9 protein-coding genes are annotated in these 11315 nt (G+C 75.8%); 4 read left to right on the forward strand and 5 right to left on the reverse strand.

Features of this window, described 5'->3' with window-relative positions; genetic code table 11:
- Positions 1–20 precede the first annotated feature (20 nt).
- The 5 genes from LE181_RS21870 to LE181_RS21890 all read right to left on the reverse strand — a co-directional run bounded on the left by LE181_RS21870 (position 21) and on the right by LE181_RS21890 (position 6723).
- Positions 21–1709 (reverse strand): ABC transporter ATP-binding protein, encoded by a 1689-nt coding sequence (locus tag LE181_RS21870; protein WP_225663164.1) that lies wholly within the window; start codon positions 1707–1709, stop codon positions 21–23.
- Positions 1710–2053: 344 nt separating this feature from the next.
- A complete protein-coding gene (locus LE181_RS21875; RefSeq protein ID WP_225663172.1) occupies positions 2054–2179 on the reverse strand; it encodes a SapB/AmfS family lanthipeptide in 126 nt (41 codons plus the stop codon).
- Between the two features lie 51 nt (positions 2180–2230).
- Entirely contained in the window at positions 2231–4864 is a 2634-nt protein-coding gene (gene lanKC, locus LE181_RS21880) for a class III lanthionine synthetase LanKC (RefSeq protein WP_225663180.1), read from the reverse strand.
- Positions 4865–4993: 129 nt separating this feature from the next.
- Positions 4994–5239, reverse strand: a complete 246-nt coding sequence (locus tag LE181_RS21885) for a ferredoxin (RefSeq protein WP_225663182.1) — start codon at positions 5237–5239, stop codon at positions 4994–4996.
- Positions 5236–6723: an aldehyde dehydrogenase gene (locus tag LE181_RS21890; protein ID WP_225663189.1), complete on the reverse strand. Its 1488-nt coding sequence runs from the start codon at positions 6721–6723 to the stop codon at positions 5236–5238. The genes LE181_RS21885 and LE181_RS21890 overlap by 4 nt, the downstream gene beginning before the upstream one ends.
- A gap of 304 nt (positions 6724–7027) precedes the next feature.
- On the opposite strand from LE181_RS21890, the gene LE181_RS21895 reads away from it, so the two are divergent.
- The 4 genes from LE181_RS21895 to LE181_RS21910 form a co-directional block, all read left to right on the forward strand.
- On the forward strand, positions 7028–8278 hold the full coding sequence (locus tag LE181_RS21895; RefSeq protein ID WP_263869262.1) for an SCO2321 family membrane protein: 1251 nt from the start codon (positions 7028–7030) through the stop codon (positions 8276–8278).
- Positions 8278–8952 (forward strand): SCO2322 family protein, encoded by a 675-nt coding sequence (locus tag LE181_RS21900; RefSeq protein WP_225663202.1) that lies wholly within the window; start codon positions 8278–8280, stop codon positions 8950–8952. Before LE181_RS21895 ends, LE181_RS21900 begins: the two co-directional genes overlap by 1 nt.
- Positions 8953–9026: 74 nt before the next feature.
- A complete protein-coding gene (locus LE181_RS21905) occupies positions 9027–10445 on the forward strand; it encodes an energy-coupling factor transporter transmembrane component T (RefSeq protein ID WP_225663191.1) in 1419 nt (472 codons plus the stop codon).
- Positions 10446–11315, forward strand: an 870-nt coding sequence (locus tag LE181_RS21910; protein WP_225663193.1) for an ABC transporter ATP-binding protein, incomplete at its 3' end; no start/stop codon positions are given.

Raw genomic sequence — 11315 nt, forward strand, 5'->3', positions numbered from 1 at the left:
CACCTCCTTTCCGTTCGTACTCACTCCTCGAACACCGCCCGGTATCCGGGCAGCCGCCACAGTTCCCCATGGGTGCCCACCGCCCGGACGCGGCCGTCGTCGAGCCAGGCGACCCGGTCGGCGCGGGCCGCCGTGGAAGGACGGTGGGCGACGACGAGGCGGGTGCGGGCCGCCACGTCGTGCAGCAGGGCCCCCGCCACCTTCGCCTCGGTGACCGAGTCCAGGCTCGACGTGGCGTCGTCGAGCACCAGCAGCCGGCCGGCGTGGGCGAAGGCCCGGGCGAGGCCGAGGCGTTGGACCTCCCCGCCCGACAGGGGCGCGGCGGCGCAGGTTGTGCCGTAGCCCTCGGGCAGCTTCCGTATGAAGTCGTCGGCGCAGGCGGCCCGAGCCGCCGCCACGACGGCGTCCCGGTCCGGCGTGAACGAGCCGAAGGCCACGGTGCCGCCCATGGTCCGGCCCAGGAGTGCCGGGCGGGCGAAGGCGTAGCCGACCGCCGCGCGCAGCTCCTCACGGGTGAGGTCGCGCAGGGCGACGCCGTCGAGGGTGACCTCGCCGGCGTCCGGGTCGGCGAGACGCCCGGCGACGGCGGCGAGCACGGACTTCCCGGTGCCGGAGCGGCCGACGACGGCCAGCGTGGTGCCGCCGGGGACCGCCAGGTCCACCTCCTGCAGGACCCGCCGCCCGCCCCGCACCGCGCTCACGCCGCGCAGCCGTAGCGTGCCGTCGCCCCCGGGCGGCAACCGCAGCGTGCCGTGCCGGAGGGGGGCGAGGGCGTGGACCTCCGCGATACGGCGGGCGGCGGTGCGGCCGTGCACCAGGGCGTTGAGGTGTCCGACGAGCGCGCCGATGCCCGCCGCCAGCACCGCGTAGCGGGAGGCGGCCAGCACCTCGCCGACGCTCAGCCTGCCGCGGGACAGTTCGTACCCGGCGACGGCGAGCACGATGATCTGCAGCAGCGGTACGAGCGTGGCGGCCTGGGCCGTCGCACGGCCCTGCACCTTCCACATGCGGTGGCCGTGCTCGGCGAGTCCGGCGAGCGGGGCGAGCACGCGGGCCCGTTCGCGCCCGGTGGTACCGGCGGCGGCGATGGTCCGGGCGCCGCCCAGGGCCTCGACGAGGCGCCCCGCGATCTCCCCCTGCAGCCGCTGGTAGCCGGCGAGGCTGTCGGCGGAGGCACGGGCGAAGGACCGCAGCAGCAGGGCGAGTACGGGGGCGCCGGCGAGGAACGCCACGGCGAGCCACACGTCGGTCAGGGCGAGCGCCACGATGCCGCCGAGCGGCGCGGCGAGCGCGGCCAGGGTCCCGGCGAGGGAGGCGGGGGCGGTACCGGCGTGGGCGGCGTTGCCGACGAGCCGGGTGACGAGGTCGCCGGCCGGGATCGTGGCGGTGGCCCGCGGGCCGGCGGCGAGGACGTGCCCCAGCGAACGGTGGCGCAGCCACGCCGTGGTGCGGGCGGCGGTGGTGGCGGTGAGCAGTTCGTCGCACGCGTCCAGCACGACGGGCACGCCGACGAGGGCCGCGCACAGCAGCACCCAGCGTCCGGCTTCCGCGTCGTGGCGGGCGAGCAGCAGGTCGAGGGTGTGGCCGAGGACGGCGGGGAGGGCCAGGGCGGCGGCGGTGCTTGCGGTGGCTATGAGGGCCAGGGCGGTGGTACGGCCGGGGCTGTGCCGCACGGTTTCTCGGAGGATCCGCTCTCCGGTGGCGGTCATTCGGGCCCCCCTTCCGGACTGGTCGTTGTACGGAGCGGGCCTCGGGGCTGGGGCCCCTGTCCTTCGTGGTGCGGGGGCGGGGGCGGGGCGGGGGGGGGGGGGGGGGGGGGGGGGGGGCCCTTCTGGGGGCTGCATTATTTACGGCAACTGCACTTGGTGCAGCGTGCTCCGGACGTCGCCGCAAATAACGCGTCACGCCCCCTGCCAGGGCCCGCCCCGCCCCCGCCCCCTCCCGCCGGTCGCTGCCTGCAGGAGGGGGCGCGCCCGACAACGGCTCCACGGACGCGTCGATGGGCCCTCCCGTGGGGGAGGGCCCACCAAGAGCGGTCACCCGCAGACGTGGGTCACAGGCAGAGCGCGACGCTCGCCGTGCTCCAGCACAGCAGCAGGCTCACGTTGCTGCCGCCACCGCCGCCACCGCCGTGGGACAGCTCGTCGGACTCCAGGCTCTGCAGGTCGAGAAGCGCCATGGTTCTTTCCTTTCATGGGGACGAACGGTTGGAACGAACTGACTTGCTGGGTCACGGCTCCCCATCGCTGGGGAACCGGCTCTGGGGCCCCCGCAGGGGCGGAAGGAACGGCAGCTGCGCCGGCCGCTCGCCGAGCGCGGCACCGAGCGCCAGCAGACAGCCGGCCGTTCCGGTGGCGAGGTCCATCGACAGGCGCATCATCTGATGGCCGGGGAAGGCGAGTTCGCCCGCGTACGGCATGGCGTACCAGCCGAGCCCGGCTATCTGGGCGGCCACGTCGTCCTCCCGGACGCCCGGCGTCGTGGTGCGGCTGAGGTGCCAGACCATTCCGGCGCGTCCCTGCATCAGACCGGGCTGGGCGTAGAAGCGCGACCGGGCGGCGAGGAGGATCGCGGTACGGGCCTCGGCGAGGTCCTCCGCGCCGGCCTCCCCGCCGCAGTGGGCGACGTAGTCGTCCAGCACCGCGCCGATGCCGACGCTGCCGTCGCCGAGGTAGGGCATGGTCCGCCAGCCCTCGTTGACGTCGAGCGAGCCGAGGGGCGTCCGTACGCACTGGGCGAGGTCGGCCCGGAGGGCGGTGGCCGCCAGGCCGAGGAGGTCGGGCGCGCCCGTGCGCCGGTGCAGCCTGAGGAAGAGCAGGGCGGGCCCGGCTGCGCCGTGCATCAGGCCGGCACGCCGTCGCCCGGCCGGTCCCGCGGCCTCTGCCGCGAGCCGGTCGGCGAGCAGGTGCGCCGCCTCTTGGGCCCGTTCGCCGAAGTCACGCTCCCCCGTGGCCTCGGCCAGGTGGTCGAGGACCAGGCCCACCCCGGCCAGGCCGCCGTACAGCCCGGACGGAAGGCGCCGCCACTGCTCGGCGAGCAGCGAGCCGACGAGGTCGAGGGCGCGCTCGGTGTGCCCGAGGCGGTGGAGGACGAGGGCGACGCCGGCGAGGCCGTCGTAGAGGCCGAGCGGGGTGCCGGGCGGCACCGGATCGGTGCGGTCGAGCAGCCACTTCTCGCCGTCCTCGTAGGGCTCGGCGCCGGTTTCGGCGAGGGCGTGGAGGACGCCGGCGGCGCCGTGCGCGAGTCCGAGCCCGCCGCCGTCCGAGAACTGCGCGATGTCGCCGGGGAACAGCCGGTCGTGGCGGTCGGGCGTGGCGGAGGCGAGGATGGCCCGGACCATGGAGTCCCGGCTGGCGGGCCAGTCCTGCGGCTCGGGCAGGCCGGCGGGCATCCGTCCGCGTCGGGCGTGGCCGGAGGGCTGCGCCGAGATCTCGGCGACGGCCTCGTCGAGGAACTCCCTCGGCACCGGGAAGTGTTCCGCGATGACGTCCGCGAGGTGCGCCGCCTTGGCGCGGTCGACGGCCAGCAGCGTGGTGATCGGCAGGAACAACGCGAGCCGCAGGCAGGCCAGGGCGTAGCGGTCGACGGCGGTGCCCCTCCGGTCCGGCGGGGCGACGAAGCCGGGGTGGGCGACGATCTGCCGGCCGCTCGCGGAGGCGGGGGCCGCGGCCTCGAAGTCGATCAGAGTCACGGACCGTTCGTCCGGCGCGACGAGGATGTTGAACATGTGCAGGTCGTTGAAGACGACGCCCCTGGCGTGCACCCGCTCCACGGCCTCCTCCACCGCCCGGTGGATGCGCAGCGCCCACGCGGTGTAGTCGGCCACGGCGGCCGGGTCGGGGTCGACGGCCAGCAGCGGGTGGCGTTCGGCGAAGAAGGAGTTGAGGGGGCGGCCCTCGACGAAGTCCATGACGAGGAAGCGGTGGTCCCCGACGGCGAGCCAGTCGCGGACGGCGGGCGCGACGCCGAGCCCGGCGAGCCGTTCCAGCGCGTCCTTCTCCCGTTCGAGCCGGGCGATCGCGTCGGCCCCGTCGGCGGCGAGCCCGGCGTGCGGCCGGCCTTCCTTGAGGACGACGGCGCGGCCGTCGCGGGTGTCGGTGCCGCGGTAGACGCCGCCACCGTTGGAGAAGTGCAGGGCCTTCTCGATGCGGTAGGGCAGGTCGCCGACGGTGGTGGCGTTCCGGGCGGCGAGGTGGGGGGCGAGGAAGTCGGGCAGCTCCACCCACGGGGGCGTCTGGAACGCCGGGTTGCGCAGGTCCGGGACGAGCGTGCCGGTGGGGTCCTCGACGGCGGGGACGAGGGCGCCCTGCGCGTCGGTGCAGTAGCGGCGGGCGAAGGCGCCGTAGCGCACGTAGAGCGGCCCTTCGTGCCAGCGCAGGTCGGTGAGGACGTACGGGCCCGGGCGGCCGGCGAGGACCTCGTGCAGGCCGGTGAGGACGGTGTGCAGGGCGGCCTCGTCGGCCGGGTAGACGGTGGCGAACTTCCCGCTGTGGTCGCGGGCCGCGTACTTGCTGTTGCGCAGGTGCAGTTGGCGCGGCGTGGGGACGAACTTGAACGGTATGTCCCGGGCGGTGCAGTAGTCCCAGACGGCGGCGGCGGTGGCGTCGGCGGTCTGCGCGGTGGCGGAGACGTGGATCTTCCAGCCCTGGGCCGGCTGTCCGGGGCGCGGTGCACCGGTGGCGTCGACGGGCGTGAGCTGGAGCCAGTCGCCGTGGCGGGTGCTCCTCCAGCCGTCGGGGACGGGCCGGCGGGCGGTGGCGAAGAGGCCGTTGACGTCCTGGCCCGCGGTGCGCTCGGACATCCGGTCCGGGATCTCGTAGAAGTGCCTGTCGGCCAGGCAGTAGACCTCGTACCGCTTGTCCATGGAACCCCCCTCGGCTGCGACGGGAAGAGATTTCCACGCTGCAGAGGGCCAGGACAGTCACATGTGTCACGAACAACCCGTGCGGAACGCATGCGTAAACATATGTCCGTACCAGGTGTTCGATGGATGCTACGCCTCCGGCTCGTCCGGTGGGAACACCGCCCGGCCGGTGCCGAGTTCACGGACGAGGACGGCCTCGACGGGGCAGCCCTCGGCGGCGTCCAGGACCGCGGGCGAGGGGTCGGTCTCCTCCGCCACCGGGTGCGCCCGGCGCGCGCCGTCCAGCCGGAAGGCCGCGGGCGCGGCGCCGGCGCACTGGCCGGAGCCGACGCACAGCGCCCGGTCGACCGAGACCCGCCAGCGCGGGGCGCTCACGGCGCGCCCTCCGCCTTCGCGCCCTCGTATCCGGCCGGCAGGTGGATGGTCTTCTGCTCGAAGTACTCGGCGTAGCCCTCGGGCCCGCCCTCCCGGCCGAGGCCGGAGTCCTTGTAGCCGCCGAACGGGCCGAACATGTCCAGGCTGAAGGTGTTCACCGAGTACGTGCCCGTGCGCACGCGGCGCGCGACGGCGAGGCCGCGTTCGACGTCGCGCGTCCAGACGCTGCCGGAGAGCCCGTAGTCGGAGTCGTCGGCGATGCGGACGGCCTCCTCCTCGTCCTCGTAGGGCAGGAGGCAGACGACGGGGCCGAAGATCTCCTCCCGGGCGATCCGCATGTCGTTGGTGACGTCGCCGAACAGCGTCGGCTCGACGTACCAGCCCCTCTCCCGCCCGTGCGGCCGGCCGCCGCCGGCGAGGACCTTGGCCCCTTCGCGCTGGCCGAGGGCGATGTAGTCCAGGGACCGCTGCTGCTGCCGGCGGGCCACGAGCGGGCCGACCTGGGTGGCGGCGTCGAGGGGGTCGCCGACGACGAGCGCGGAGGCCGCGGCGGCGAGGCGCTCGGCGAGCTCGGCGTAGTGGGTGCGGGGGGCGAGGATGCGGGTCTGGGCGACGCACGCCTGGCCGTTGTTCATCCAGGCGCTGGGGACGATGCCGGAGACGGCGGCGTCGAGGTCGGCGTCGGGCAGGACGATGGCGGCGGACTTGCCGCCCAGTTCGAGGGTGACCCGGGTCAGCCGCCGGGCGGCGACCTCCATGACGCGCCGGCCGGCGGCGACCGAGCCGGTGAAGGAGACCTTGTCGAGGCCGGGGTGGCCGACCAGGTACTCGCCGACCTCGCGGTCGGCGGGCAGGATCGACACCACGCCCTCGGGCAGGCCGGAGGCCGCGAGGACCTCGGCGAGGACGTAGGAGTCCAGGGGCGTCTCCGGCGACGGCTTGAGCACCACGGAGCAGCCAGCGAGCAGCGCGGGCGCCAGCTTGGCCGCCGCCAGGAACTGCGGCACGTTCCAGGGCACGACGGCGCCCACGACGCCGACGGGTTCGCGCCGCACGAGCAGGGGGCCGAGGAGGCCGGCCCGCCGCTCCTCGTGGGGGAAGCCGCGGGCGATGGTGATGGCGGAGTCCCAGACCATCACGGCACCCAGGGCCTGGGCGAGGAGGCTCCAGGAGTAGGGGGAGCCGTTCTGGGCGGAGACGAGCCGGGCGATCTCCTCGTAGCGGGCGGCGATCCCGTCCTTGATCCGGGCGACCACGGCGATCCGCTCGTCGAGGGGCAGCCCGGACCAGACCCCGGAGTCGAACGACCGGCGGGCGGCGGCCACGGCCCGGTCGACGTCGGCGCGCGAGGCGTGCGGGACGCGGCCGATGACGGCCTCGGTGTGGGGCGAGACGACCTCGATGACGTCCGCGCCACGGCCGGCGGCCGGCTCCGTGAGCGTGCCGCCGATGAAGAGCTGCCCGTGCTCGATGAGTGCGCCCATCGTGGTGGCCTCCCGCCTGTTTCTGACGCTCAATCAGAATTGCGTTCGGTTCCGTTGTAGTGGGTGGGGACGGACACGGGAAGGCGCGGGGACGGACGGGGCCGTCGGGCATGGGCATGACCGCCTTGCGGTGGGCGTGCGTGGCGGCACACGCGGCCGGTGCGGACCTCGGCGTCCGTGACCGGCGCCGATGGCGGTGCGGACGGCGGTAGGAGCCGCCGGAAAACGGCCGGATAAAGTGTTCAGCCACCGCAAAAGCGACCCTCGGCACCGTGCCGGGCACCCACCCGAGAGGTACCACTCCATGGCCCCCTCCCCCGCCGTCCACGTGCGCCGCGCCGCCGTGGCCCTGGCCACCGCCGCCGTCCTGGGCGTGGCCGCGGCCCCCGCCGCCCTCGCCGACGGTTCGCCGTCCCCGGCCGCCCCGGGGCTGTACGGCTCGGGCGACCCGAAGTTCGACGGTGTGTTCCGGCAGTCCCTCGCCTTCATCGCCCAGCACGGGACGGGCACGAGCCCGGCCGCCTCCGCCGTCGACTGGCTGGCGGGGCAGCAGTGCGCGGACGGCGGCTTCCCCGGGTACCGGGCCGACACCTCCAAGGCGTGCGACCCGCAGAAGGACGAGTTCACCGACGCGACCGCCGCCGCGGTGCAGGGCCTCGCGGCCGTCGGCGGCCGCGCCGAGGTCGTCACGAAGGGCCTCGACTGGCTCAAGGCCCACCAGAACGACGACGGCGGCTGGGGCTACCAGGCCGGCAGCCCCACCGACGCCAACTCCACCTCCATCGCCATCGGCGCGTTCGCGGCGGCGGGCCGGGAGCCGGCGAAGGCCGCCGTCAAGAACGGGAAGAACCCGCTGGAGGCGCTGCTCTCCTTCCAGCTCGGCTGCGACGCCAAGGAGGGCGAGCGCGGCGCCTTCTCGTACCTGAAGGACAAGGACGGCCTGCGCGCCGACAACCTCGCCAGCGCCGCCGCCGGCCTGGCCACGCGCGGCCTGGGCTACCAGGTCGAGCCGCTGAAGGGCTCCGACGTGGCCCTGAAGCCGCTGGACTGCGCCGGGGGCGACAAGGACCGCCCCCAGGACGCCCCGGAGGCCGTGGACGCCTACCTCTCCGAGGCGCTCGCCAAGAACGGCGGCTACCTCCTGCCCTCCATGCCCGGCGCCCCGGCCAAGCCCGACCACGGCAACACCGCCGACGCCGCCCTCGCCCTGGCCGCGGGCGGCCACCGCGAGGCGGCCGAGAAGCCGCTGACGTGGCTGCGGTCCAAGGAGAGCGGCACCGCCGAGTGGGCCAAGGGCAACCCCGGCAAGCTCGCCAAGCTCATCCTGGCCACCCGCGCCGCCGGGGGCGACCCGCGCGACTTCGGCGGCACCGACCTCGTGGCCGCGCTGAACGCGACGGGCCCCAAGCCGGAGGCCGCCGCCTCCTCCTCGGAGAAGAAGGACGAGGAGAAGAAGGACGACGACGGCTTCGGCGGCTGGTGGTTCTTCATCGTGCTGTTCGTCGCGAGCGTCGGCCTCGGCATCCTCGTCAGCGGCCGCAAGAAGAAGTCGTGATCCGTAGGAGCACGCGCGCCCTGGGTGCGGCGCTGCTCGCCGGGGCCCTCTCCGGGCTGCTCACGGTGGCCGGCGCGGCCCCCGCGCACGCGGACGGCTACCGCTACTGGTCGTTCTGGCAGCAGGGCTCCGGTTCCGGGTGGACGTACGCGACGCAGGGGCCGGGCACGCTGCGCCCCGGCGACGGCACGGCCGTCGGCTTCCGCTTCGCGGTGAGCAAGGACTCCGCCGACGCCGCGCAGCCGCGCACGGCGGCCGGCTTCTCCGCGGTGTGCGAGGGCACGCCGGCCAAGGAGGGCGGCAAGCGCGTCGCCGTCGTCATCGACTTCGGCACGGCCGCCGACGCGCCCGGCGGCGAGAACCCGCCCGCGGCCCGCACGGCCTGTGCGCAGGTCGCGCCGGACGCGAGCGCCGCCGAGGCGCTCGCGGCGGTCGCCAAGCCGCTGCGCTACAACTCCGACGCGCTGCTGTGCGCGATCGCCGGGTACCCGAAGGCCGGCTGCGGGGAGAAGGTGGACGCGCAGGGCACGCCCGCCGCGGACTCCGCACCGAAGGACAAGGGCGGGGACGAGGGCGGCGAGGGCCCGTCCGCCGGGCTGATCGGCGGCATCGCGGTCGTCGCGGCGCTCGGCGGCGCGGCGGTGTGGCAGGCGCGGCGACGTCGTCGCGGATGAACCGCACGAGCGGGACGGGGTCGCCGGTGGGCGGCCGGGCAGGACGGACGGCAAAGGCAGCGGGGACGAGGGCAATGAGCCGGACGGTGGGGACCGGCGGGGCGCAGGCTGCCCCGCCCTCGCCCGTACGCACGCCCCTGCGCGGCGCGGCGCTGCACGCCGGTGCGTGGTGGGTGTGGGCTCTGGGCCTGGCGACCGCGGCCTCCCGCACCACCAACGTCCTGCTCCTGGCGATGCTCATCGGCGTGGCCGGGTACGTGGTCGCCGCCCGGCGCACGGACGCCCCGTGGGCGCGCTCGTATGGAGCGTTCCTCAAGCTGGGGCTCGTGGTCATCGGCATCCGGCTCGCCTTCGCGGTCGTGCTGGGGTCGCCGATCCCGGGTACGCACACGGTCCTGACCCTGCCCGAGGTGCCACTGCCGCACTGGGCACAGGGGGTGCGCCTCGGCGGCCGGGTGACGGCCGAGGGGCTGCTCTTCGCCTTCTGCGACGGCCTGAAGCTGGCCACGCTGCTGGTCTGCGTGGGGGCGGCCAACGCGCTCGCCAATCCGGCGCGGCTGCTGAAGTCACTGCCGGGTGCGCTGTACGAGGCGGGCGTGGCGGTCGTCGTCGCCATGACCTTCGCACCCCACCTCGTCGCCGACGTCCAGCGGCTGCGGGCGGCCCGGCGGCTGCGCGGCCGGCCGGACCGCGGTCCGAAGGCCCTGCTGCAGGTGGGGCTGCCGGTGCTGGAGGGGGCGCTGGAGCGTTCGGTGGCGCTGGCGGCGGCCATGGACGCCCGTGGCTACGGCCGTACGGCGCAGGTTCCGCGGGCGGTGCGGCACACCACGAGCGCCCTGACGCTGGGCGGCCTGCTGGGCGTGTGCGCCGGCACGTACGGGCTGCTCGCCGACGCGGGCGGCGGCTACGGCATGCCGCTGCTGGCCGCGGGCCTGGCCGCCGCCCTGGCCGGCCTCCGCCTCGGCGGCCGCCGCTCGGTGCGCACCCGCTACCGCCCCGACCGCTGGGGCGTACGGGCCTGGCTGGTGTCGGCGTCGGGCGTGGCGGTGGCGGCCCTGATGATCTGGGCCGGCACCCGCGCCCCGGGGGCCCTGCACCCGCCCGCGGTGCCGCTGACGTTGCCGGAGCTGCCGGTGTGGCCGGCGGCGGCGATCCTGGTGGGCCTGCTGCCGGCGTTCGTGGCCCCGGTCGCCTCCCGCGAGGGGGCGACGACGGGCGGGCGGGCGTTGCCCGCCCGCCCGGTGACGGCAGGTGGGCACCGCCGGCCCGGTGGGGAAGCCCTCGGGTCCGGACCCCCGGTCCAGGGCGAAGCCTCTGGACCCGCGCCCACGGGCGTCGCCCCGGGCGCACGCTCCTGGGGGGCCTGGGGGCACTCCCCCAGGAAACGGGAAGGGGCGGGCCCGGGCCACCTTTCCCGCCGCAGCGGCGAGCAGCCCCCGCCCAGTGACCCCGGCGGTGCCGGACCCATCCCCACCCCGAAGGAGGCCCCCTAAGTGATCCGCTTCGAGAACGTCTCGGTCTCCTACGACGGCGCCCCCCGCCCCGCCCTCACCGGCATCGACCTCACCGTCCCCGAGGGCGAGCTGTGCCTGCTCGTCGGTCCCTCCGGCGTCGGCAAGTCGACACTGCTGGGCACCGTCAGCGGGCTGGTGCCGCACTTCACCGGCGGGACCCTGCACGGGCGGGTCACCGTGGCCGGGCGCGACACCCGTACGCACAAGCCGCGCGAGATGGCCGACGTCGTCGGGACCGTGGGCCAGGACCCGCTCGCCCACTTCGTCACCGACACCGTCGAGGACGAGCTCGCCTACGGCATGGAGTCCCTCGGCGTCCCGCCCGCCACCATGCGCCGCCGCGTCGAGGAGACCCTGGACCTGCTGGGCCTCGCGCCCCTGCGCGACCGTCCCCTCGCCACCCTCTCCGGCGGCCAGCAGCAGCGCGTCGCCATCGGGTCCGTGCTGACCACGCACCCGCAGGTGCTGGTCCTCGACGAGCCGACGTCCGCGCTGGACCCGGCGGCGGCCGAGGAGGTCCTCGCCGTGCTGCAGCGCCTGGTCCACGACCTGGGCACGACCGTGCTGCTCGCCGAGCACCGGCTGGAGCGGGTCGTGCAGTACGCGGACCAGGTGATCCTGCTGCCCGGGCCCGGAGCCGCCCCCGTCGTCGGCGACCCGGCCTCGGTCATGGCCGTCTCCCCCGTCCACCCGCCGGTCGTGGACCTCGGCCGGCTGGCCGGCTGGTCGCCGTTGCCGCTGACCGTGCGCGACGCCCGTCGCAGGGCCGCGCCCCTGCGGGAGCGGCTGGCGCCGCTGACGCCCGCCGCACCGCCGGTGCCGGCCGCCGCGCCCCCGGAGCCGGCACGG

Origin of the sequence: Streptomyces sichuanensis, assembly GCF_020328095.1 — a bacterium.
In the GTDB taxonomy this organism is placed as follows: domain Bacteria; phylum Actinomycetota; class Actinomycetes; order Streptomycetales; family Streptomycetaceae; genus Streptomyces; species Streptomyces cinnamoneus.